General features: G+C 71.7%; 19 protein-coding genes. 7 read left to right on the forward strand and 12 right to left on the reverse strand.

From position 1 onward, the window contains the following. The first annotated feature begins 187 nt into the window (after window positions 1–187). On the forward strand, window positions 188–1,072 hold the full coding sequence (locus DEI81_RS13900) for a phytanoyl-CoA dioxygenase family protein (protein WP_111011331.1): 885 nt from the start codon (window positions 188–190) through the stop codon (window positions 1,070–1,072). 128 nt (window positions 1,073–1,200) lie between these two features. On the opposite strand, the gene DEI81_RS13905 is transcribed toward DEI81_RS13900, so the two are convergent. From DEI81_RS13905 to DEI81_RS13920, 4 genes are all read right to left on the reverse strand, one after another. Further along, window positions 1,201–3,627 carry a beta-glucosidase gene (locus tag DEI81_RS13905; protein ID WP_111011369.1) on the reverse strand — a complete coding sequence of 809 codons (2,427 nt, stop codon included), beginning with the start codon at window positions 3,625–3,627 and terminating at the stop codon, window positions 1,201–1,203. 151 nt (window positions 3,628–3,778) lie between these two features. After that, window positions 3,779–4,705 carry a carbohydrate ABC transporter permease gene (locus DEI81_RS13910; RefSeq protein ID WP_258368746.1) on the reverse strand — a complete coding sequence of 309 codons (927 nt, stop codon included), beginning with the start codon at window positions 4,703–4,705 and terminating at the stop codon, window positions 3,779–3,781. After that, window positions 4,705–5,736: a carbohydrate ABC transporter permease gene (locus DEI81_RS13915; RefSeq protein ID WP_258368748.1), complete on the reverse strand. Its 1,032-nt coding sequence runs from the start codon at window positions 5,734–5,736 to the stop codon at window positions 4,705–4,707. The genes DEI81_RS13910 and DEI81_RS13915 overlap by 1 nt, the downstream gene beginning before the upstream one ends. A 4-nt stretch (window positions 5,737–5,740) precedes the next feature. Next, window positions 5,741–7,039 (reverse strand): ABC transporter substrate-binding protein, encoded by a 1,299-nt coding sequence (locus DEI81_RS13920; protein WP_111011332.1) that lies wholly within the window; start codon window positions 7,037–7,039, stop codon window positions 5,741–5,743. Window positions 7,040–7,196: 157 nt separating this feature from the next. On the opposite strand from DEI81_RS13920, the gene DEI81_RS13925 reads away from it, so the two are divergent. After that, window positions 7,197–8,228: a LacI family DNA-binding transcriptional regulator gene (locus DEI81_RS13925; RefSeq protein WP_258368749.1), complete on the forward strand. Its 1,032-nt coding sequence runs from the start codon at window positions 7,197–7,199 to the stop codon at window positions 8,226–8,228. 13 nt (window positions 8,229–8,241) lie between these two features. Here DEI81_RS13925 and DEI81_RS13930 read toward each other — a convergent pair whose 3' ends face one another. After that, window positions 8,242–9,558 carry an LCP family protein gene (locus tag DEI81_RS13930; RefSeq protein WP_111011333.1) on the reverse strand — a complete coding sequence of 439 codons (1,317 nt, stop codon included), beginning with the start codon at window positions 9,556–9,558 and terminating at the stop codon, window positions 8,242–8,244. 282 nt (window positions 9,559–9,840) lie between these two features. On the opposite strand from DEI81_RS13930, the gene DEI81_RS13935 reads away from it, so the two are divergent. Beyond that, a complete protein-coding gene (locus DEI81_RS13935; protein ID WP_111011334.1) occupies window positions 9,841–11,085 on the forward strand; it encodes an endo-1,4-beta-xylanase in 1,245 nt (414 codons plus the stop codon). 167 nt (window positions 11,086–11,252) lie between these two features. On the opposite strand, the gene pgi is transcribed toward DEI81_RS13935, so the two are convergent. From pgi to DEI81_RS13950, 3 genes are all read right to left on the reverse strand, one after another. Beyond that, window positions 11,253–12,980 (reverse strand): glucose-6-phosphate isomerase, encoded by a 1,728-nt coding sequence (gene pgi / locus DEI81_RS13940; RefSeq protein ID WP_111011335.1) that lies wholly within the window; start codon window positions 12,978–12,980, stop codon window positions 11,253–11,255. A gap of 327 nt (window positions 12,981–13,307) precedes the next feature. After that, window positions 13,308–14,294 carry an aldo/keto reductase gene (locus DEI81_RS13945; RefSeq protein WP_111011336.1) on the reverse strand — a complete coding sequence of 329 codons (987 nt, stop codon included), beginning with the start codon at window positions 14,292–14,294 and terminating at the stop codon, window positions 13,308–13,310. A gap of 95 nt (window positions 14,295–14,389) precedes the next feature. Further along, the gene (locus DEI81_RS13950) at window positions 14,390–14,833 is read right to left on the reverse strand and encodes a DUF2000 family protein (RefSeq protein ID WP_220035694.1); all 444 of its coding nucleotides are present in this window, start codon (window positions 14,831–14,833) and stop codon (window positions 14,390–14,392) included. 49 nt (window positions 14,834–14,882) lie between these two features. Between DEI81_RS13950 and DEI81_RS13955 the strand changes: the two genes are divergently transcribed. Next, on the forward strand, window positions 14,883–15,671 hold the full coding sequence (locus tag DEI81_RS13955; RefSeq protein ID WP_111011338.1) for an AraC family transcriptional regulator: 789 nt from the start codon (window positions 14,883–14,885) through the stop codon (window positions 15,669–15,671). A gap of 21 nt (window positions 15,672–15,692) precedes the next feature. Here the strand turns inward: DEI81_RS13955 and DEI81_RS13960 are convergent, their stop codons facing one another. The 3 genes from DEI81_RS13960 to DEI81_RS13970 all read right to left on the reverse strand — a co-directional run bounded on the left by DEI81_RS13960 (window position 15,693) and on the right by DEI81_RS13970 (window position 19,976). Continuing rightward, window positions 15,693–17,207, reverse strand: a complete 1,515-nt coding sequence (locus DEI81_RS13960; RefSeq protein ID WP_111011339.1) for a PQQ-binding-like beta-propeller repeat protein — start codon at window positions 17,205–17,207, stop codon at window positions 15,693–15,695. 57 nt (window positions 17,208–17,264) lie between these two features. Then, the gene (locus DEI81_RS13965; protein ID WP_111011340.1) at window positions 17,265–18,929 is read right to left on the reverse strand and encodes an ABC-F family ATP-binding cassette domain-containing protein; all 1,665 of its coding nucleotides are present in this window, start codon (window positions 18,927–18,929) and stop codon (window positions 17,265–17,267) included. Between the two features lie 93 nt (window positions 18,930–19,022). After that, window positions 19,023–19,976 carry a hypothetical protein gene (locus DEI81_RS13970; protein ID WP_146244109.1) on the reverse strand — a complete coding sequence of 318 codons (954 nt, stop codon included), beginning with the start codon at window positions 19,974–19,976 and terminating at the stop codon, window positions 19,023–19,025. Between the two features lie 31 nt (window positions 19,977–20,007). On the opposite strand from DEI81_RS13970, the gene DEI81_RS13975 reads away from it, so the two are divergent. Beyond that, window positions 20,008–20,328, forward strand: coding sequence for a hypothetical protein (locus DEI81_RS13975; protein WP_146244110.1), 321 nt, complete (start codon window positions 20,008–20,010; stop codon window positions 20,326–20,328). 185 nt (window positions 20,329–20,513) lie between these two features. Here DEI81_RS13975 and DEI81_RS13980 read toward each other — a convergent pair whose 3' ends face one another. Further along, window positions 20,514–21,104 carry a YdcF family protein gene (locus DEI81_RS13980; RefSeq protein WP_181435438.1) on the reverse strand — a complete coding sequence of 197 codons (591 nt, stop codon included), beginning with the start codon at window positions 21,102–21,104 and terminating at the stop codon, window positions 20,514–20,516. A gap of 162 nt (window positions 21,105–21,266) precedes the next feature. Here DEI81_RS13980 and DEI81_RS13985 point away from each other — a divergent pair, with 162 nt between their 5' ends. Next, window positions 21,267–22,145 carry an aldo/keto reductase gene (locus DEI81_RS13985; protein WP_111011373.1) on the forward strand — a complete coding sequence of 293 codons (879 nt, stop codon included), beginning with the start codon at window positions 21,267–21,269 and terminating at the stop codon, window positions 22,143–22,145. A 566-nt stretch (window positions 22,146–22,711) separates the two neighbouring features. Continuing rightward, window positions 22,712–23,605 (forward strand): alpha/beta hydrolase, encoded by an 894-nt coding sequence (locus tag DEI81_RS13995; protein ID WP_220035695.1) that lies wholly within the window; start codon window positions 22,712–22,714, stop codon window positions 23,603–23,605. Window positions 23,606–23,659 lie beyond the last annotated feature (54 nt).

Raw genomic sequence — 23,659 nt, forward strand, 5'->3', positions numbered from 1 at the left:
AGCAGTATCGTCCTCCGACCCTGCCGGGCTCCTCCGGTCATCCGCGAGATCGCACTTGTTGCCGTTCTGGCGCGGTCCAGAGCGGCAACAAGTGCGATCTCGCGGATGACCGGAGGAGCCCGGCAGGGTCGGAGGACGATACTGCTGACGTGCCCTCGACGGCGAGGGCGACGGCGGAAGGACGACGATGACCGACACCAGCACCGACCTCGAGGACATCAGCCTCGGGGGCCCCGACCGGATCCCCGTTCCCGAGGGCGCCTCGCCCGAGATCGCGGAGGCCGTGCGCGCGCTCTACACCGACGGCACGATCGGCAAGAAGGGCGCCTTCTCCCGCGAGTGGGCGACCGACATGGCCGAGGACGTGTACGTCGCGTTCCACCAGGCCCTCGCGCGGAAGGGCGGCACGATGGGCCGCGGTCCGCGCCGCTACTACGTCGAGATCCACCCCGAGCAGCTCCGCGGCTGGGTCGACATCGTCGACCACCCGTGGGTGCGCGCGCTCAGCGAGGCGGTCCTCGGGCCGGAGTACCAGATCGTCGAGCTCGGCTTCGACATCCCGTTCCCGGGTGCGAAGAACCAGCCGTGGCACCGCGACTTCCGGATGCCCGAGGCGACGCGTGAGGACCGGCGGCTGACGTCCCTCGCCTTCAACCTCACGGCGGTGGACACGGTCGACGAGATGGGTCCGTTCGAGATCGCCCTCGGCACGCAGTGGGACCTCTCGCCGGAGTTCGACCACGAGATGTTCCCGCCGGCGTCCTTCGCGCCGCGCTACGCCGAGCGTGCCGTCCGCAAGTACCCGAACATGGGTGACATCGCGGCCCGGTCCGCGCTCACGGTCCACCGGGGGACGCAGAACTTCTCGTCGCAGCCGCGTCCGGTGCTCGTGCTCGGCATCGACGCACCCGGTGCGGGGAACGCCGAGCACCACGACATGGCCGTCACGCATGCGTTCCACGAGTCGCTCCCCCAGCGGGTCCGCGACCACCTCGTCTGCCCGGTGGTCGACGAGCTCACGCCCATCGTGCAGAAGCACGACATCGAGGGCCTCATGATGGGCGGCGCCTGACCCCCAGGCCCACCTCCCCCCCACCGAGATCGCAGAAGATGCCGCTCCCCATGGCTTGGAAGCGGCATCTTCTGCGATCTCGCGGAACCGGGGCGGAGGCCCGGCTGCCGCCCGGCGGGCACCGCGCGTCAGACGCCCGACACGACCCGCCAGGCGACGAGCCGCTCGTCCGCCGTCGTGACCTCGTGCACCGGCCCCGCGATCGTGAGCGTCGCGCGCGGCGTCGCGGAACCCGGGAGGTCCTGCGCCACGGCCTGCTTCTCGTTCACGATGACGCCGCCCGTGGTCTCCTCGGTGTCGACGGGGGCCGCCGACGCCGCCGCGTGATCGCCGACCCAGACCTCGACGTCGCCCGGCTCGACGACCCGGACCATGCGGCGGTCGCTGAAGGCGAACCGAGTGGTCGGCACGTCGAAGGCGACGCGGACGGACTCCCCCGCCTCGAGGTCGACCCGCGCGTAGCCGAGCAGCTGCACCACCGGACGGGTCACGGAACCCTGGACGTCGTGGCCGTACAGCTGCACCACGTGGCCGCTCGCGGTCGTACCGGTGTTCGTCACGGTCACGGCGGCCGTGAACGTGTCCCCGGCGCCGACGGTCCGGTCGACGACGAGGTCCGAGTACGCGACCGTGGTGTACCCGAGCCCGAACCCGAAGGGCCGGAGCGGCGTCGAGTCCGTCGCGGTGACGTCCGACGGCCCGCCGAGCACCGGGTGCAGGTACGAGTACGGCTGCGCCCCCGCGGACCGGGGCAGCGACACGGGCAGACGCCCGGACGGTGCGACCCGACCGGTGATCACGTCGGCGATCGCGAGCCCGCCGCCCTCACCGGGGAAGAACGCCTGCAGCACCGCGCCCGGCTTCGGGCCCGTGCCGTCGAGCGCCCAGCCGATCGCGTACGGCCGACCGGTGAGCAGGACCACGACGACCGGCGTGCCGGTGGCGAGCACGGCCTCCACGAGCTGCCGCTGCACGCCGGGCAGTTCGAGCGACTCGGAGTCGTTGCCCTCGCCCACGGTGCCCCGGCCGAACAGTCCGGCCTGGTCGCCGACGACGACGACCGCGAGCTCGGCGGCGGCCGCCGCGTCGACGGCCTCCGCGAATCCAGTCGTGTCGTCGCCCTCGACCGCGCAGCCGACGGCGTGCACGATCTCGGTGGCACCGAGGCCCGCCGCGGCGAACGCGCCGGGCAGTGCCTCGAGCACCGTCGGGATCGTGAACCCGAGTGGCAGGTCGGGGTGACCGGCGAGCACGTGGTTCGCGAACGAGTAGCACCCCTGCAGGGCCTCGGCCCGATCCGCGTTCGGACCGATCACGGCGACCCGGGCGGGTGCCGGACGATCGGCGCCGGAGTCGGCCCCGGACCTCCCGATCGGCAGCACGCCGTCGTTGTGGAGGAGCACGATCGACTCCTCGGCGAGCCGCCGGGCGAGCGCCTGGTGGCGCGGCGAGTCCAGGTCGATCGCCGTCGGCGGCTCGTCCTCGTACGCGTCGTCGTCGAGCAGGCCGAGCGACTCCTTCTGCGCGAGCACGCGGAGCACCGCACGGTCGACGTACGCCTCGTCGAACTCGCCCGAGCGGACGCGGTCGACGAGCGGCTGCAGGTAGGCGTCACCGGTGGGCAGCTCGACGTCGATGCCGGCCTCGAGCGCGAGCGCGGCCGCCTCACCCCGGTCGGCCGCGACGCCGTGCATGACCTCGAGGAACGCGACGGCGAAGTAGTCCGCCACGACGACGCCGTCGAACCCGAGGCGCTCGCGGAGCACCCCGGTCAGGTAGTCGCCGTTCGCGGCCATGGGCACGCCGTCGATCTCGGCGTAGGAGTTCATGACGGATCGGACGCCACCGTCGAGGACCGCCATCTCAAACGGGGGCAGGAACACGTCGGCGACCTCGCGCGGCCCGGCGTGCACGGGGGCGTGGTTCCGCCCGGCGCGCGATGCGGAGTAGCCGAGGAAGTGCTTGAGCGTGGCGTGCACGCCGGCGTCCTGCAGCCCCCGCACGTACGCGGTACCGACGGTCCCGACCAGGTACGGGTCCTCAGCGATGCACTCGTCGACGCGGCCCCAGCGGGGGTCACGGACGACGTCGAGCACGGGCGCGAGCCCCTGGTGCACGCCGAGTTCGCGCATGGAGTCCCCGATGGCGCGACCGACCTGTTCGACGAGCTCCGGGTCGAACGCGGCGCCCCAGGCGAGTGGCGTGGGGAACGTCGCGGCGCGCCATGCAGCGAGCCCGGTCAGGCACTCCTCGTGCACGAGCGCGGGGATCCCGAGCCGGGTCTCGCGCTTGAGGCGGCGCTGCTCGCCCCAGAGCCACGCCGCGCGTTCCTCGGCGTCGACCGGTCGCGTGCCGTAGACGCGGGTGAAGTGGCCGATGCCGTCGCGGGTGACCTCCGCCAGCGGAGCCGAGGCGTCCTGCCCCGCGGCCATCTCGCCCTGCATCGGCGCGACGACGCCGTTCTGGTCGAGCCAGTAGCCGACGATCTGCGCCGCCTTCTCCTCGAGGGTCATCCGCGCGTGCAGGGCGCGGACCCGGTCGGACACGGTGGGCATGGCGGGCGGCGTCGCCGCGGCGACGACGGCGTGGTCGTCGACGTCGGTGGTGGTGGTGGTGGTGGGGATCGCGGTGGTCACGCGTTCCTCGCTTTCGTCGGAGTGGGGCGACCGGTGGTCGGGATGGTGCGCGACGCACGCCGGGAGGCGCTCATCCCTTCACCGCGCCGGTCAGGCCGCCGACGATGCGGCGCTGGAAGATCGTGAAGAACACGAGCGCCGGGATCATCGACATCGTCGTGAACGCGAGCACCTTCGCGGTGTCCACGGAGTACTGGGACGAGAACGCCTGCACACCGAGCGGCAGCGTGTACTGCCCCTCGTTGTTGAGGATGAACAGCGGCAGGATGTAGCTGTTCCAGCTCGCGATGAACGCGAGGATCCCGGTGGTGACGACACCCGGCAGCGACAACGGCACGATCATGCGGAAGAAGAACCCGAGCCGGCTCGCACCGTCGATCGACGCGGCTTCCTCGAGTTCGTCGGGGATCGCCCGGAGGAACGGCACGAGGATGATCACGGTCGTCGGCAGCGCGAACGCGATCTGCGGCAGGATCACCCCGGCCAGGTTGTTCGTCAGGCCGAGGTCCTTGACGAGCAGGTAGAGCGGTGTGATCGCGACCGTGATCGGGAACATCAGCCCCGCGGCGAAGAGCGCGTACAGCGCCCCGCGTCCGGCGAAGTGGTAGCGCGCGAGCACGAAGCTCACCATGAGTCCGAGCACCACGACGCCGACCGTGGTGGCGATCGCCGTGATCGCGGAGTTGCCGAGTTCCTGCCAGAACACCCCGCTCGAGAGCACGCTCGCGTAGTTCCCGAACTGCAGTGGGTCCGGCAGGCCCGCGGGGCTCGTCGTGATCTGCGCGTTCGTCCGGAAGCCGCCCAGGACGATGTAAAGGACCGGGGCGAGGTTCGCCGCGATGAAGACGATCGCGACGACGTAGGTGATCGGGTTGACGTGGGTGTTCGCCGCGCCCGACCGACGCCGACGGGTGCTGCCGGGGCCGGGGATGCCGGACCGGACGCCGCGGGACCGGCCCGAGCGGGCCTCCCGGCCGTCGATGGTGGTGGTCGCCATCAGCCGTTCCTCTCGGTGAGTGCGCCCGCGGTGTCGCGGCGCAGGACGAAGCGCTGGTAGAGGAGCGCGACGATGAGGGAGATCAGGAAGATCACCACGGCGACCGCGTTCCCGTAGCCGTAGTTGCCGGAGTTGCGGCCGTTCCCGACCATGTACGTCGCCATCGTCGAGGTCCCGGCGGTCGAGGCGATGTACTGACCCCAGATGATGTAGACGAGGTCGAACAGCTGGAGCGACCCGATGATCGACAGGAACGCCCAGATGCGGATGGTCGGTCCGAGCAGCGGCAGGGTGATCCGTCGCTGGATCTGCCAGTAGCCGGCACCGTCGATGGCGGCGGCCTCGAACAGTTCCTCGGGGATGCTCTGCAGCCCGGCGAGGAACAGGATCACGGCGAACCCGATGTACTTCCACGAGATGATGAGGAGCAGGGTCCAGATCGCGATCGACGGGTTCGACAACCAGTCCGCGCGCAGGCCGCCGAGGCCGATGGCCTGCAGGAGGTCGTTCACCGCCCCGTTCGACTGGAGCATGAGGCTCCAGCCGGTGCCGACGATGACCTCGGAGATCACGTACGGCACGAACACGAGCACCCGGACGAGCGTCCGACCGCGGATCTTCTGGTTGAGGAGCAGCGCCAGGAAGATCGCCAGCGGACCCTGGAGGACCAGGGACAGCACCACGATGAACGCGTTGTGGAGCAGGACGGACTGGAACGCGCTGTCGGTGAAGATGACGACGTAGTTGTGCAGTCCGACGAAGTCGGTCGGGGTGCCGTAGCCCGCCCAGCGGAAGAACCCGTAGTAGGCGGCGAGCACGACCGGGAGGATCACGAACCCGACGAAGACGACGACCGCCGGTCCGGCGAGCACGGCGATCTCGGCGCGCTTGCGCCAGTCGGCCGGCGCCCGGGTACCGCGCCGGCCGGCGGGGCTGGAGGCACGTGGTGCGCCCCGCCCCGCCTCCGGTGCACCCGGGGGGCGCTGCGGGTCGGTGACCCGACCCGCAGCGATGGAGGTGTTCGCGGACACGGGATCAGCCCTTGGCCGCGGCCTGGCTGGTCGTCTTGACGATGTCCGCCGGGCTGCCCTTGCCGGCGAGCAGGTCGACGACGCTCGTGTTCAGCGCGTTGCCGACGTTCTGGCCGTAGAGGGTGTCGAGGTACTGCGAGACGTACGGCGCCTTCTGGTACGCGGCGAGGACGTCCTTGAGGTACGGCTCGGTGACGACGGACTGCGCGTTCTCGTTCACCGGGATGGTGTCGAACGCCTTGTAGTACGCCTCCTGCCTCGACTTCGTCACGATGTAGTTGAGGAACTGGGTGCAGGGCACCTTCGGCGCCTTAGCGGAGCACGAGTAGCCGTCGAGGCCACCCATCATCGCGCCGGCCTTGCCCGAGCCGCCGGAGATCGACGGGAACGGGAAGAACCCGAGGTCGGGCAGCGGCTTGGCGTTCGGGGTGAGCGAGGAGATCACGCCCGGGTCCCAGGAGCCCATGAGCTCCATGGCCGCCTTGTGGTTCGCGACGAGACCGGCGGAGCTGCCGGCGCCCTGCTGCGCCGCCGTGGTGAGGAATCCGTTGTTGAACGGCTTCGTGTCGTTGAACGCCTTGACGTCCTGGCCGGCCTTCGTCCAGCAGCTGCTGTCGAACTTCAGGTTGGACGCGGTCTTGTTCAGCGTGGCCTGGCTGCACTCCCGGAGCGCGAAGTTGTAGTACCAGTGCGCGGCGGGCCAGGCGTCCTTGGCACCGACGGCGACCGGTGCGACGCCCGACTTCTTGAGCTTGGCGATGTCCGCGTTCAGTTCGGTCATGGTCTTCGGGGTGCTCGTGATCCCGGCGGCCTTGAACAGGTCCTGGCTGTACCAGATGCCCTCGGGCAGGACGTCGATCGGCATGGCGTAGGTCTTGCCGCCCTGCTCGTAGCCGGCGAACGTGCCCTTGTTGATCGCGGCCTTCGAGGCCTTGTCGATCGAGCCGGAGATGTCCATGACCTGGCCAGCGTCGACCATGGCCTTCATCTTGCCGCCGCCCCGCTGCAGGAAGATGTCGGGGGCGTCGCCGGAGTTGAGGGCCGTCTGGAGCTTGCCGTCGAGGTCCTCGTTCTGGATCGCCTGGACCTTGATGGTGACGTTCGGGTGGGCGGCCTCGAAGTCCTTGACGGTGTCCGCCCAGAACGCCTTGCCCGGGCCGGTGGTCGAGTTGTGCCAGAAGGTCATGGTGACCTTGCCGTTCCCCGACGCGTTGTCCGAACCGCCGCTCGAACAGCCCGTGGCGAGCAGTGCGGTGCCCGCGGCCAGCGCGATGGCCGTCGCGAGCTTGATCTTCCTCGTCATTGTGGAAACCCCTCGGTAGTCGTCGTTGACATGCGGCTTCGAGTGCCGCAGACGAGAGCGTGGCAGGCGTGGCTCGGGTTGTCAATCGATATCGATAACGATTTCGGTGGGCGCGGCGACGACTCGTGTCGCACGATCCGGGCGGTACGGTGAGCACGTGGAGACCGTCGCAGAGTCCGCTCCCCCGCCCGGGCGCGCCACCATCAGCGACGTCGCGCGCGCGGCCGGGGTGTCCGTGCCGACGGTCTCGAAGGTCATCAACGGGCGCGACGGGGTGGCACCCGCGACGTCGAAGCGCGTGCTCGAGGTGATCGAGTCCCTCGGCTACGAGAGCTCCCTCGTCGCCCGGAGCCTCCGTCGGAGCCGCACCGACGTGATCGGCATCCTCGTCACCGAGTTCGAGCCGTTCTCCACCGAGCTGCTCAAGGGCATCTCGTCCGCGGCGACCGGCACGGGGTACGAGCTCCTCGCGTACGCCGGACTCGTGTCGGGCGAGACCCGGCCGGGCTGGGAGCGCCGGTCGCTGTCGCGGCTCGCCGGGACCCTCATCGACGGCGCGATCGTCGTCACGCCCACGACGCTCATGTCGTCGACGTCGGTGCCGGTCGTGTCGATCGACCCGCACACCGGTCCCGAGGGCCACGCGGCGATCGACTCGGACAACGTCGGCGGTGCGCGGGCAGCGACCGAGCACCTCATCGGCCTCGGACACCGGCGCATCGCGCACATCCGCGGCCGCGAGGACCTGGCGTCCGCCGAGCTCCGCGAGACCGGCTACCGGGAGTCCCTCGCCGCGGCCGGCATCCCGTTCGACCCGGAGCTCGTGCGCGTCGGCGGGTACCAGACCGCACTCTCCGCCGAGGTCGCCCGTGCGCTCCTCACCCGTCCGGACCGTCCCACCGCGGTGTTCGCGGCGAACGACATCTCGGCGCTCGGGGTGCTCGAGGTCGCGCACGAGCTCGGTCTCCGCGTGCCCGAGGACCTGTCGGTCGTCGGCTTCGACGACGTCCCCCTCGCCGCGAACGCCACCCCGCCGCTGACGACCGTCGCACAGCCGCTGCACGACCTCGGCGCCGAGGCCGTGCACATGCTCCTCAACCTGCTCCGCGGACAGGACGTCCCGCAGCACGTCCAGCTGCCCGCGACGCTCGTGGTCCGCGCGAGCACCGGACCGGCCCCCACGCGCTGAGGCGGGCGGGAGGTCAGTCCCGCCCGGCCGCGCAGGTCACCGTGGCGGCGCTCTGCCCCGACACGGACCCGGGGAGCTGCGCCGTCGTGGCCGGCGCGCTCGGGGTGGACGCGCCCGACGAGGGCGCCGTTGCCAGCTTGGACGGGCCTCCCGCAGCGTGCGACGGCGGAGCGGTCGGGGCGGCCGCCTTCGGCGGGTTCGGGTCGACCACGGCCGAGCGACCGAGGCTGCCGGCCGAGAGCGCGATCGGGTCGTCATGACGGAGCGCGGCGTTCAGGATCCCCGCCGGGTCCGTCGCGACGTCGACCCGGTTCGGGTCCTCGGGGTCGTCGACCACGGGGTACTGCACGAACACCATGTTCGACAGGCCGACCGTCGTGACGGCCAGCGCGAGGCGCGCGAGGGTCCGCGGATCCGTCAGGGTGTCCGAGAGCGTCATGCTGCGGAACGCGGTGTCGGCCAGGCGGAGCACCTTCGCGGGGTTCGTCAGCGTCCCGGCCGAGACGACCTGGCGCGCGAGGGCGGACATGAACGTCTGCTGGTTGCTGATGCGCGCGAGGTCGCTGCCGTCGCCGACGCCGTCCCGCGACCGGAGGAACGCGGCGGCCTGGGCGCCCGACAGCGAGCGGGTACCCGCGGGCAGGTCGATCGCCGGGGAGACGTTGTGGTCGTGGATCGGCGTGGCGAGGCAGACCTGGACCCCGCCGACCGCGTCCGCCATCCGCACGACGCCGTCGAACGTGACCATGCCGGCGTAGGAGATCGGAACGCCGGTCAGCTGGCTGATGGTCCCCGCGACGCAGGCGAGGCCGTGGCGCTCCCCACCGCGCGAGAGCGCCGTGTTGAGCATCGCCCTCGAGGAGGCCGGTGTGACCGAGCCGTCGTCGTTCGTGCACGCCGGGATGGGCACCATGAGGTCGCGGGGGAAGCTGACGACGGCCATGTGCGTGTGGTCCTGCGAGATGTGGACCAGGATCGTCGTGTCGTTGTGCCCGACCCCGGAACTCGCGGCCTGGTTCGCCGCGCCGGTGAACCCCGCGCCCTGCCCGGTCCGGGTGTCGGTGGCGACGAGCAGCATGTTGACCTCACCCGACTGCGCGGTGAGCGTCGGGACGGCCTCGTGCCTCACGCCCGGCAACGCCAGCGTCACCGCGGGCTTGGCGCCCTGCAGGACCTGCCAGGTCGCGATCGCCGCGACGGAACCGGAACTCACGACCGCGACCGCGACGACGGCGGCGAGGATCCGGAGGACGGCGGCGACCCGGCTCGAGCGGCGGAGCCGTCCGTGCCGTGCGATGCCGCCGCTCACTGCCGCACGTTCGCGCGCCATTCGTCCCCCTCGGAGTTCGGTGCCGTCCCAGGATCATCCCGGAAGCGGGTGCGAACAGCGTGCTGGCCGCGCCGAGACCCTGAATCGGCACTCAGGTTCGCCGCGACCGGCCCCACCTCCGCGCGCGGGAACCGGCGCGGCCGGACGGAGCGGCGCGCGGGATCCGGCGCGGCCGGACGCCGCGGCGCGCGGGATCCGGCGCGACCGGACGCCGTCGCACGCCGTCCGTGTTATGTTCTCGCCCACAACAAACCTGACGACGCTGTCCGGAAGGCGCCCGACATGCACGAGACCCTCCCCCCGCCCGGCCCGGCCGCACGGCTCGGCGAGGTCGTCCTCGCCGTCGTCGACGCCGCCGGCACCCCGCAGCCCGCCGTCCCGATCACTGTCGAGCAGACCCGTCACGCCTTCGTGTTCGGCAACATCGGCTTCGACTTCATCGGCCTCGCGAACGGCGAGCCCGACGACGTCGGGACCGAGGCGCTCGCGGAGCGGTACGCCGAGGTGTTCAACACGGCGACCCTCCCCTTCTACTGGGGGCGGTTCGAACCGGAGCGGGGCGCGCCCGACACCACACGCCTCCGGGCCGCGGCGCGGTGGTTCCGCGACCGTGGGATCGCGCTCAAGGGCCATCCGCTCGTCTGGCACACCGTGCAGCCGGACTGGCTGCTCGGCCTGCCGCTCGACGAGGTGGAGCGACTGCAGCGTGCGCGCATCCGGCGTGAGGTCGCCGACTTCGCCGGGCTCGTCGACACCTGGGACGCGATCAACGAGGTCGTCATCATGCCCGTGTTCGACAACGGCGACAACGCCATCACACCCCTCGCCCGCGCCCGGGGCCGCGTGCCGATGATCCGGATGGCGTTCGAGGAGGCCCGTGCGACGAACCCGGAGGCCCGGCTCCTGCTCAACGACTTCGACCTGTCGAGCGACTACGAACACCTCGTCGAGGAGGTCCTCGACGCGGGGATCACGCTCGACGCCCTCGGTCTGCAGACGCACATGCACCAGGGCTACTGGGGCGAGGACACGATGCTCGCGACGGTCGACCGGTTCGCGCGGTTCGGCCTCCCGATCCACATGACCGAGTCCTCGCTCGTGTCCGGCGAACTCATGCCCGCGGAGATCGCGGACCTCAACGACCACCAGGTGCCGTCATGGCCGTCGACGCCCGAGGGCGAGGCGCGGCAGGCCGACGAGATCGACCGGCACTACCGGAGCCTCGTGGGGCACGAGGCCGTCGAGGCCATCACGTACTGGGGCATCACCGACGCGGGCGCGTGGCTCGGCGCGCCGATCGGACTCGTCCGGGCGGACGGCTCCCCCAAGCCCTCCTACGACGCGCTGCGCCGCCTCGTCCGCGACGCGTGGTGGCTCGGACCGACCGAACTCGTCACCGACGGACGCGGTGAGGTCCGTGTGAGCGGCTTCCGCGGCGACTACGCGGCACGGCTCGCCGGCACGACGACGCCCTTCACGCTCGGACCGGACGCGCAGCGGATCGCCCTGACCGTCCCGGCTGCCTGACCGCACCGACCGGCGGCCGGGAGGCACGGCACCGGCCCGTCCTGTCCCTCCCGACCGTTCCCCTGGGTTGCGGAACCACCCGAACGGGCGCGGACAGACGACGAGGGCGCGGTCGTCGGACCGCGCCCTCGTCGTCCGGGTGCGCATCTGCGCGCCCGGCACACGCGTCAGCCGCGCAGCTCGAGGTACTTCGCGATGAGCGCCTTCGTCGAGGCGTCCTGCGACGCGAGCGCCTCGGTGTCGCCGTCGACCGCGGGAGCGATCTGCAGCGCGAGCTGCTTGCCGAGCTCGACACCCCACTGGTCGAACGAGTCGATGCCCCAGATCGTGCCCTCGGTGAACACGATGTGCTCGTACAGCGCGATGAGCTGGCCGACGACGCTCGGCGTGAGTGCCGGTGCGAGGATCGACGCGGTCGGTCGGTTGCCCGGGAACTCGCGGGCCGGCACGACGGACTCCTTCGTGCCCTCGGCGCGGACCTCGTCCGCCGTCTTGCCGAACGCGAGCGCCTTGGTCTGCGCGAAGAAGTTCGCCATGAACAGCGCGTGGACGTCCTGTCCGGGCTGCACGGCGCCACCGTCACCGGTCTCGTCCTGCAGCGGGTGCGCCGGGTTCGCGACGGCGATGAAGTCCGCCGGGATCAGCCGGGTGCCCTGGTGGATGAGCTGGTAGAAGGCGTGCTGGCCGTTCGTGCCCGGCTCGCCCCAGAAGACCTCGCCGGTGTCGGTCGTGACCGGGGAGCCGTCCCAGCGGACCCGCTTGCCGTTCGACTCCATCGTGAGCTGCTGCAGGTAGGCGGCGAAACGGTGCAGGTACTGCGTGTACGGCAGGACCGCGTGGCTCTGGGCACCGAGGAAGTTCGAGTACCAGACGTTGAGCAGGCCCATGAGCACGGGGACGTTCTGCTCGAGCGGCGCGGTGCGCATGTGCTCGTCGACGGCGTGGAACCCGGCGAGGAAGTCGCGCCAGTTGTCCGGCCCGATCGCGATGACGACCGACGTGCCGATGGCCGAGTCGACCGAGTAGCGGCCGCCCACCCAGTCCCAGAACCCGAACGCGTTCTCCGGGTCGATGCCGAACGCGGCGACCTTGTCGAGCGCGGTCGAGACGGCGACGAAGTGCTTGGCGACGGCGTCCTTGCGGGACTCGTCGGTGTCCTCGATCGCACCGGCGGCACCGAGCCGCTCCCACAGCCACTGGCGGGCCAGCCGGGCGTTCGTCAGGGTCTCGAGCGTGCCGAAGGTCTTCGACGCGACGATGAACAGCGTCGTCTCCGGGTCGAGGTCCGCGGTCTTCTCGTAGATGTCGGCGGGGTCGATGTTCGAGACGAAGCGGGCCTCGAGCCCCTGCTGCACGTATGGCTTGAGCGCCTCGTAGACCATGACGGGGCCGAGGTCCGACCCGCCGATGCCGATGTTGACGACGGTCTCGATGCGCTTGCCGGTGACGCCCTTCCACGCCCCTGACCGCACCTGCTCGGCGAACCCGTACACCTTGTCGAGCGTGGCCTGCACGTCGGCGTCGACGTCCTGCCCGTCGACCTCGAAGCCCGCCGGCGGGACCAGGTCGGAACCGGCGGCCGGACGACGCAGCGCGGTGTGGAGCACGGCGCGGTCCTCGGTGACGTTGATGTGCTCGCCGCGGATCATCGCCTGGTAGCGGCCGGGGACGTCGACGTCCTGCGCGAGCTGCAGCAGGTGGCCGAGGATCTCCTCGGTCACGAGGCCCTTCGACAGGTCGACGGTGAGGTCGGCGGCCTGGAAGGTGTACCGGTCGGCCCGGTCCGGGTCGGCGTCGAACCACCCACGCAGGTCCGGCGTGAAGCCGTCGGCGATGCCGGCCAGGGCGCGCCAGGCCTCGGTCGAGGTGGGATCGACGGGAGCGGATTCGGTCAAGGGGTCCTCCTGAACAGGGAACGGTGCACGGCTCGCGGATCACGCGGCGCTGCGCGGCGGGCCGGGTCCAAATCTATTCCCCTGCCGCTCCCCCCGACGGCAGGTGGGGACGACCGGGCGACAGGGGACGCTGGGGAGGGACGGGGCGGTCCGGCACCGTCCCTCCCGTCCGTCGCGGCTCGCCCCGCGGGGCGACGACGCACTCGGTCAGCGCCTGATCGGGTCAGCGCACGATCGGGTCAGCGCCCGTCCGGTCAGCGCCCGTCGGTCAGCGCCGGTCCGGTCAGCGCCCGTCGGTCAGCGCCGGTCCGGTCAGCGCCCGTCCGGTCAGCGCCCGATGGGGGCCATGTCCGGGTAGCGGTCGCCGGTGGGTGCCGGCAGTGCGGAGAGCCGCGCGACCTGCTCGCCGCTCAGCGTGAGGTCCGCCGCGCCGAGGTTCTCCTCGAGCCGCGAGACACGCTTCGTGCCCGGGATGGGCACGAGGTCCTCGCCCTGCGCCAACAGCCACGCGAGCGCGACCTGCGCGGGTGTGCCGCCGACCTCGTCCGCGACCGTGCGCACCTCGTCGACGATGCGCATGTTCGCCGCGAACGCCTCCTCCTGGAACCGGGGGTTCGCCAGGCGGAAGTCGCTCGAGTCGAGGTCGGACGGCTTCGTGATCGCGCCGGTCAGGAACCCCCGGCCCAGCGGCGAGTACGGCACGAGCCCGATGCCGAGCTCCCGCAGGGTGTCGAGCACCTCGCCCTCGGGGTCCCGCGTCCACAGCGAGTACTCGCTCTGGAGCGCGGTGATCGGGTGGACGGCGTGCGCACGGCGGATGGTGGCGGCGCTCGCCTCGGACATGCCGATGTGACGGATCTTGCCCTCCTGCACGAAGCCGGCGAGCTGCCCGATGACGTCCTCGATCGGGACCTCCGGGTCGACACGGTGCTGGTAGTAGAGGTCGACGTGGTCCGTGCCGAGCCGGCGCAGCGACCCCTCGAGCGCGATGCGGACCGACCGGGGGTCCGAGGTGATGTGCCGCTCCGTGCTCGGGGTCGTCTCGCCCTCGACGTGACGGATCAGGCCGAACTTCGTCGCGATGACGACGTCGTCGCGACGGTCGCCGAGCGCGCGGGCGAGGAGTTCCTCGTTCGTGTACGGCCCGTACGCCTCCGCCGTGTCGAAGAACGAGACGCCGAGGTCGATCGCCCGGTGGATCGTGCGGACCGACTCCGCGTCGTCCGTGCCGGCGCCCGTGTAGAAGGCGCTCATGCCCATCGTGCCGAGGCCGATCGCACCGACCTGCAGGTCGCCGAGTGTGCGGGTTTCCATGCTGTCTCCTGTCTGCCCGGCCGAGGACCAGCCGGTGCACGACCTCCATGGTGCTCGCCGCTGCTCGGGGGTGCGTGGACACCGCGGAGCGCGCGTCAGGCGTGCATGCGCGCACCCTTCGTGATCTTGTCCACCGCGTTCCGGGGCCCGCGCACGGCGATGCCGACCAGATCGAGGTCGTCGGCCGCCACGGCGGCGACGGCTGCGCGGTTGGCGGCGTCGTGCCCCGTCGCGAACAGGTCGCGCGTGTACAGGGCGAGCGGGACGCCGCGGGTGAGCGCCCGGGTCCGCGCGGCGGCGAGGACCTCGGGGCCGGCCGACATCACCATCACCGGCTGCCGGAGCATCGGGAGGTACCGGTTGCCGTCCGCGTCCGCGTAGGGCTCCCCGACGAGGTCCGGCTCACTCGTGGCGATGCCGCTCGTCAGGAACGCGGTGACGTTGAGCTCCTGCCAGGGCAGCAGGTCGTCGTGGAGCACCACGACGACCTTCGTGTCGAAGCGGACGGGTTCGGTGGTGGTGTCGTCGAGCGGTGCCATGTCCCCACGATCGCGCCGGGCACACCCGGTCGTCTTGTACGTTCCTTGCATGGTCGAGTCCGTGCGCGCGTGGCGGCCCGCCGTGCCCCTGGTGCGCGAGGTGCTGCACGCGGAGCACCTCGAGCACGCGTACCCGGCGCACACGCACGACAGCTGGACCCTCCTGACGGTCGACGACGGTGCCGTCGTCTACGAACTCGACGGCCGACGGCACCACGTGATGCCCGGGACGCTCACGGTCCTGCCGCCGGGCGTCCCGCACACCGGGCGCACCGCCACCGGCGGCGAGCGCTACCGCAAGCGGGTGCTGTACCTCGAACCGGAGTGGCTGCCGGCGGGGACGATCGGCGGCGCGGTCCACCACCCGGCGTTCACGGACGGGACGCTCGCGGCGGGCGTGGCCAGCATCCACGCCGCGCTCGCGCAGGCCGCGCCGACGACGGCTGCCCTGGCCGTCGAGTTCGGCGTCCTGCGCCTCGGCGCCCGGCTCCGCGACGCATTCGGCGCGGACGCCACGGACCGCGACGACCCGGTCCTCGCCCGACGCTTCCGCGCGATGCTCGACGAGCACCTGACCGAGCAGCTCACCATCGCCGACGCGGCCGCCGCGCTGCACGTCCACCCGGCACACCTCGCCCGCGTGTTCTCGGCGGCGTTCCGGATCGCACCGCACCAGTACGTGTCGGCGCGGCGGGTCGACCTGGCGCGCCGACTCCTGCTCGCGGGACGCCGCCCGGTCGACGCCGCCGCCGAGGCCGGGTTCGCGGACCAACCCCACATGACGCGGCAGTTCCGTCGCGTGCTCGGGACGACGCCGGGGACGTTCGCCGCGGCGTAGAGCGCTCCGGGACGCCGCGTGCTACGAGGACCGCCCGGCGAACGCCGTCACACCATGGACCGTGGGCACGAGCAGGAGGCCGTCCACCGACGTCGGCGTCGCGAACGTCGGCAACGCCGTCCCCGTGTGGAGGGTCTGCAGTCGGCGCCCGGACCGCGGGTCCCACTCCGAGACGGTCCCCGTCGGGTACTCGACGGCCCAGAGGTGCCTGCCGATCAGCGTCGGTCCGCTGTTCGCACCCGCCAGTCGGGGTCCGAGCGTCCGCGTCGCGAGGTCGACCCGCTGGATCCCGCCGCCTCGGCAGGGGACGAAGACGCGGTCCGTGCGGCGGTCGAACGCGGGTGCGCCGTCCGGGTCGCTGCCGCACACGTGGCGGATCGCGGTCACCTGCGACAGGTCTCCCTGCCGCAGCACGAACGCGGTGTCCGTCTTCCCGACGGCGAACACGAGCCCGCCCGGGAGCAGCACGGGGTTGCTCGTCGACAGGTCCTCGTCGCCGCCCGCGACGCGGTCCTTGAACGCGGCGAGCGGCCGGAGGTCCGGGGACAGCTCCACGACGCTCTCGGTGTACCGCTCGGGATCGGGGCCGCCCTGCGGCGGATCGGGGTTCGCGTTGCCCGTCGTGACGAACAGGTGCCCGTCGGCACCGACCGCGATGCCGCCGCCCGACTCCCAGACCGCTCCGCCCTCGCCGTCCGGGGCGACCTCGAACGACACCGGGTCCGGCGCGCCGCTCTCGCGCACCCCGACGACCCAGCCGTGGTAGTGCCCGCAGTCCCCCGCGTTGCCGCCGTAGCCGGCGTAGACGCGGCCGTTCGCCACGGCCAGGGACACCCGCTGGAGCAGGTGCACCGGCGATTCGCCGGCCGGGAGGGGCGGGTCGACGTCCTCGGTCCGCACCGTCCGCCCCGTGGCCAGGTCGAGCCCCGAGAGCACGTGGTGCACGACGCCCCGGCCGGCGTCGACCTCGGCGACCACGTACACGATGCGCGTCGCCGGGTCGATCGCGGGCGTGCTCGTGATGCCGAGTGGGTCGATGTCGCCACAGCCCGCCACGGCGGCGACGTGCGTGAGCGGTGTGCCGAGCGTCCGAGACCACAGCACGTGCCCGGTCGTGGGGTCGAGGGCGACGACCCGGTTCCGCTCGGTGGCGGCGACGATGCGTCCGTCCGCAGCGACGGGCTGCCCCTGCACGGTGCCGCCGAGGTCGACCGACCACCTCCGCGTCGCGTGGTCGAGAGGCGCCCCGGCGGGGACCGCACCCGTCAGCGTCGCGGTGCCGTGGTAGCTCGGCCACGAGTCGGACGCGGCGGCTCGGGACGGTCCCGTCCCCGTCGACGGTCCGGACGGGGCGGACGGTCCGTCCGATCTCGTCGACGCGGTACCAGCAGGCGCTCCGGCGGACGGAGGCGGTGTCGTCGGCGCGACGGAGGGCCTCCCGGCCGTGCACCCGGCGAGCAGCAGCACGGCGACGGGCACGACCAGCGTGCGCAGGCGCACCCCGCACCGTCGGTCTCGATCGTGATGGGTCGTCATCGAGCCCTCCTCGGCGCCGAGGGTAGCCCGACCGGTCCCCGTCGGTACGCCCGCTGGTCAGACTTCCGTGACCCGGCCCTCCTCGACGTGCCAACGGCGGTCGAGTCGCACGGTCTCGAGCATGCGGCGGTCGTGCGTCACCAGGAGCAGCGTGCCGTCGTAGGCGTCGAGTGCCTGCTCGAGCTGTTCGATCGCGGGGAGGTCCAGGTGGTTCGTCGGCTCGTCGAGCACGAGCACGTTCACCCCGCGGGCCTGGAGGAGCGCCAGACCGGCGCGCGTCCGCTCACCCGGCGACAACTCCCCCGCGGCGCGACCGACGTGGTCGGCCTTCAACCCGAACTTGGCCAGGAGGGTCCGCACCTCGGCGGTGGACATCTCGGGCACGAGCCCCTCGAACACCTCGGCGAGCGCCGTGGCGCCCGTGAACCGCCTGCGCGCCTGGTCGATCTCACCGACGGCCACGTTCGACCCGGTGGACGCCGTGCCGGAGGTCGGCTCCTGCCCGCCGAGGAGTGCCCGCAACAGCGTGGACTTGCCTGCGCCGTTCGGACCCGTGATCCCGATGCGGTCGCGCGCGGCCACCTGGAGCGAGACCGGACCGAGCGTGAAGTCGCCCTGCACGTACGTCGCCTCGGACAGCGTCGCGACCACCGACGACGACCGCGGGGCCGCGCCGATGGTGAACTCGAGCTGCCACTCCTTGCGGGGCTCCTCGACCTCGTCGAGCCGGGCGATCCGTGACTCCATCTGGCGGACCTTCTGCCCCTGCTTCTCGCTCGACTCCGCCGACGCCTTCCGGCGGAGCTTGTCGTTGTCGGGGCTCTTCCGCATGGCGTTCCGCACGCCCTGGCTCGTCCACTCGCGCTGCGTGCGCGCGCGGGCGACGAGGTCCGCCTTCGTCGCCGCGTACTCCTCGTAGGCGTCCCGCTTGTGCTGCCGGGCGAGCGCGCGCTCCTCGAGGTACGCGTCGTACCCGCCGCCGAACAGCCGATGCGACGACTGGGCCAGGTCGAGCTCGAGCACGGCCGTGACCGAGCGCGCCAGGAACTCCCGGTCGTGGCTCACCAGGACCACACCGCCGCGCAGGCCCCGGACGAACTCCTCGAGCCGGGCCAGGCCGTCGAGGTCGAGGTCGTTCGTCGGCTCGTCGAGCAGCACCACGTCGAACCGCGACAGCAGGAGCGCCGCGAGGCCCACCCGTGCCGCCTGGCCTCCGGACAGCGACGTCATCGCCGAGTCGACCGTGAGCGAGCCGTAGCCCGAGTCGACGTCGAGTCCGAGATCCGCGAGGACGACCGGGATGCGCTCGTCGAGGTCCGCCGCACCGGAGGCGAGCCACCGTTCGAGCGCGACCGCGTAGTCGTCACCAGCAACGTCACCGGCGGTGGGCTCGGCGAGCGCCGCGGCTGCGTCGTCCATCGCCGCGGTCGCCGCCGCACATCCGGTGCGTCGCGCGAGGTACCCGCCGATCGTCTCGCCCTCGACGCGCTCGTGCTCCTGCGGCAGCCAGCCGACGAACGCGTCCTTCGGCGACAGCGCGACCGACCCCGCCAGGGGTTCGTCGACCCCGGCGAGCAGGCGGAGCAGCGTCGACTTGCCGGCCCCGTTCACGCCGACGACGCCGATGACGTCACCGGGCGCGACGGTCAGGTCGAGCGAGTCGAAGAGGGTGCGAGCGGCGTGCCCACCGGCGAGGTCCTTGGCGACGAGCGTGGCGGTCATCTGCTCATGCTCCCACCCGGGGGAACGCGATCGTGGCGCTCCCCCGGGTGTGGTGCAGTGCGGTGCGGGCCCGGTGCCGCAGCGCTGGTGCCGCTACTTCGCGGTGGCCGCGGCGAAGGTCGCGTAGGACGCCTTCTTCTGGTGCGACGACGTGTACAGCCCGAAGTCGCCGTCCACCCCACCGTCCTGCCAGTCGTAGAGGAAGACCGGGCCGACCTGCGGGTACTTCGCGGCGACCTGGAACAGTCCCGTGATCGTCTGCTGCTGCTGCGCGACCGTGTACGTCGGGTACCCGCCGTCCGGGCCGGTGGGCATCCCGCTCTCGGTCCACCAGATCCGCATGCTGGCGTCCTGTTGCTGCTTCATGAGTGCCAGCAGGTCCGGCAGGACGGACAGCATGTTGTAGCCGCCGTCCGCGGCCGTCGGCATCGCCGGGTACGTGTACGGGTGCAGGTTCACGGCGTCGAAGGACCCGTGTCCGCCCTGCTTGTACAGCTGCCGGATGAAGTCGATGGGGTTGTAGTTGTTCCCCTGGGCGACGCTCCCGGGTGCCTGCTTGCCGTAGGGCGCCATGCCCGCCATGAGCACCACGGCGCTCGGATCGGCCGCGTGGATGATCGGGTGGACGGTCTTGAGGAGCCCCACGTACGCGGTCGGGTTCGCCTTCCCACCCCACTGGGCGCCGAGGTTGACCTCGTTGCCGACCTCGAAGTGGTGCACGCCCATCGACGCCAGACGCTTGACCGACGACGTCAGCCAGCCGTTCTTCGCCGTGAACCCGGCCGACTCGGGCATGGTCGTCGTGCCGTCCCCGAGGACCACGGTGACGTCGAGTCCGGCCTTGCGAGCCTGCTGGATGGTCTGGTCGCTGGCGCCGCCGTGGGCGCTGACCGACCCGGCGTAGTTGTAGTCGAGCCGCACCCACTGCACGCCCACGGACCGCATGTCGGTGAACACCGACAGCGCTCCGCTCGCGGACATGCGGTTGATGGTGCTCTCGTACACGCCGCCGGGCGAGACGCCCTTGCCGTGCTCGGCAGTCGACACTGCGGCCGTCGTGACCACGTTCGGCGAGGGCGTGCCCGCCGTCGTGGAACGCGCGACGTCGATGGCCGCCCGGACGGTGCCCGTGGAGGCCGTTCCGGTCCGGATCGCGCCGGGTGCGGTGTGGGATGTCACCGATCGGCCGGCGCCACTGGCCGGCGTCGGCGCACTGGTGTTCGTCGCGCATCCGGTCAGCGCGATCGATGCGATGACGGCCGTGGTGAGGGCCGACACGATCCCGCGCGTCCGTACGCGACTCCCGGGTTCCGCGGCGCGCCCTGATGCGCGCCGCTGGAAGCCGTGGCTGGTGTCCTGCTTCGAGTTCCTGATCTCCATGGGCTCGTCCCCTCCCTGAAAGGTCGTGAGCGGATGGAACGGTAACGGTTTTTCGTCCCCCCGATGCACGGCGTTTCTCCAGGTTCAGAAGCCCGGAGTGACGCGACCTGTGGAGCTCGCCGCGCCGTTTCGGGGTACGTCACGCGTTCGGGGGGCACCTGGACCTGAGTGAACTCGCAGATGCGTTCAGGTTCGGACACGCCGTCAAGACGGTCGCAGGCGGGTCCTGACCAGCTCGTACACGAGCAGGAACGTCGTGAGCACCGGACGTTCCCCCCAGACGAAGTCACGAGCCGGGCGCAGACGACCGGCGAGCTCGGGCGCCTGCCGGATCAGGTAGCGGCGCGCTCGCCGCGCGTGGAACGTGTTCGAGGCGAACCGGATCGTGTCCGCGGTCCGCAGCAGGTCCACCGTGTTCCGGACGTTCTCCCACGTCGTCCGCGACTCCTCCTCGAGCACCACCCGATCGGCGGGGAAGCCCCGGCGCACGGCGTCCTCCGCCATCACGGAGGCCTCCGACCGCACGCCCCGCGTCGGGCCGCCTGTGAACACGAGGCGTCCGTGGTCGGAGACACTGCGGAGCGCGATCCCGGTCCGCCAGCGCTGCACCACGTTCGTCCGTCCGCGGGGACTCGACCGGTACCCGAGCACCACCACGAGTTCGGCGCCGTCGTCCGGACCGTCCGCGGTCAGGTCGCGCGATGCGAACCAGGTGAGGGCCTCCGCGACGGCGAGCCCGCCCGTGACGATCGCGGCGAGGCCGACGACGAACCCGAGGGGAGCGCGCGCTGTCACGGCACCCATGGTCGCATCGGCCACGGCCGCCACCGCCACCGCGTCCGGCGCATCCGTCGCGTCCAGCGCATCCGTCGCGTCCAGGCGCGGAGCAGCGCGCGACGCGGTGGGATGATCGAAGCGGCGACACCGCGTCGCGCAGTCGAGGGGCAGGAGCGCGGCATGCAGGACGACGAGCAGCGTGCGTTCCGACCGGAACCGGCCGCGGTGGCACCGCAGCGCCGGACCGCCGACGGTCTCGCGTTCCCCGCGATCGGGCTCGGCAGCCTGGAGGCCCGGGGCAGCGACGGCGTCGCAGCCGTCACCTCCGCACTCGGGCTGGGTTACCGCCTGCTCGACACTGCGTTCATCTACGACAACGAGGGCACGGTCGGCCGCGCGCTCCGCACCGCTCCGGTGCCCCGCGATGACGTCGTCTTCTCGACGAAGCTGCCGGGGCGTGCCCACAGCGCCGACCTCGCGCTGCAGTACGTCGAGGAGAGCCTGTTCCGCAGCGGCCTCGACCACCTCGACCTCGTGCTCATCCACTGGCCGAACCCGCGGGTCGGGCTCTACACGGAAGCCTGGCGCGCCCTCGTCGAGGCGCGGGAGCGCGGGCTCACCCGGATGATCGGCGTGTCCAACTTCCTGCCGGACCACCTCGACCGCCTGATCGACGAGACGGGGGTGGCGCCGGCCGTCAACCAGATCGAGGTGCATCCGTACTTCCCGCAGCTCGACCTGCAGGCCGAGAACGCCCAGCGTGGGATCCTCACCGAGGGTTGGTCTCCGCTCGGCCGCGGTACCGACCTGCTCGAGCACCCGGTGGTACGGCGCATCGCCGGAGCGCACGCGGTCTCCCCCGCGCAGATCGTCCTCGCCTGGTCGGTCACGCTCGGCGTGATCCCGCTCCCCCGGGCGGCCGACCCGTCATGGCAGGCGGAGAACCTCGACGTCTTCGCGATCCAGCTGAGCGAGGACGAGGTCGCTGCGCTGTCCGGGCTCGCACGCCCCGACGGCCGGGTCAGCGGGCAGGACCCCCGGACGCACGAGGAGTTCTGAGGGGCTCCGAGTTCCCGGGCATGCCGACAGTCGTTCGGACGGCCCTGTCAGCGTCGCCGATCCGCTCACCCGGCTGTCGCGGTCCGAGAGGAACCGGGGCGGGTGCCGCGAGCGCTGGCGGATCGCGGCGGGTTCTTGCGCACGTGCGCGCACCTTCCCCAACACGGCACCGAGCGCCTGGTAGGTGAGGCCACTGCGGCTGGAGACCACGCCGTCTGCCAGATCCGTCATGCGAGCACTGCCCGATGATCGGTCGCCCAGCGTCACCAGCAGTTGGAACTGGACGGAGCTGAGCTTCCCGGCGTCGCGCAGCTGCTGCTCGACCGAGTGTCGCAGCAGGCTGCTCACCTCGATCAGCGCGAAGTACGCGTCGAGGTGCGCCGGATCGATGCGAGGGGGCGCGTTCTCCATGCCGTGATCCCACTTGCTTCAGCTTCGAAGCAGTGTTACGGTTCTGGTATTGCTTCGAATCCGAAGCAAACGATTCGCAAAGCATCAGGAGCGCGCTCATGGCACTCGAGTTGGATCCCGAAGTCGCAATCGCAATGGCTCCGATGGGGCAAGCGATGGCGTCGACGACCCTGCCCGCCGTCGGAGACGTCGAGGGACGGCGGATGATGTGGGAACCGATCCTGGCAGCCGCCAGCGACGCGGTCCCGGCCTCGCCCGACGTCACCGTGACCGAACGGACGATCCCGACGGCGGACGGCGCGACCATCACCGCGCGCTGGTACGTGAAGGAGGGTGCCGAGCCCGGTCCCGCCGCGATCTTCTTCCACGGTGGGGGCTACATCTTCGGGCACATCGAGCAGTTCGACGGCCCCGTCGCCCGGTACGCGTCGCTCAGCGGGGTGTCGATGCTGTCCGTCGAGTACCGACGCGCCCCCGAGCACCCCTACCCGACCCCCCTGGAGGACGGCTACGCAGCGCTCACCTGGTTGCACACCCACGCGGACGAGCTCGGCGTGGACGTCGACCGGATCGGCGTCATGGGTGACAGCGCCGGCGGTGGATTGGCGGCTGCGGTGTCGATCCTCAGCCGCGACCGGCGCGGGCCGGCCATCGCACAGCAGATCCTGCTGATGCCGATGCTCGACGACCGGACGACCACCCCGGATCCACACATCGAACCGTTCCTGATCTGGTCGTACGACGACAGCCGCACCGCCTGGCCCGCGCTGCTCGGTGACCGTGCCGGCGGCCCGGATGTCCCGGCGACCGCTGCGCCCGCACGTCTCGACGACCATGCAGGGCTGCCGCCCGCCTACATCGAAGTCGGTCAACTCGACGTCTTCCGCGACGAGGACACCGCCTACGCGACCGCCCTGAGCCGCGCCGGTGTTTCGGTGGAGCTGCACCTGCGCCCCGGCGTTCCGCACGAATTCGACTCGATCGCGCCCGATGCCGACGTGTCCGGCCGTGCGCTCGCCGACCGGATCCGCGTCCTCTCCTCTCTCTGACCCCCCCCCCCCGACGGCGGTCCCCGCTGTCCCGGAACAACCAACCCATCCGGC

It is taken from the genome of Curtobacterium sp. MCBD17_013 (assembly GCF_003234565.1).
Taxonomy (GTDB): Bacteria; Actinomycetota; Actinomycetes; order Actinomycetales; family Microbacteriaceae; genus Curtobacterium.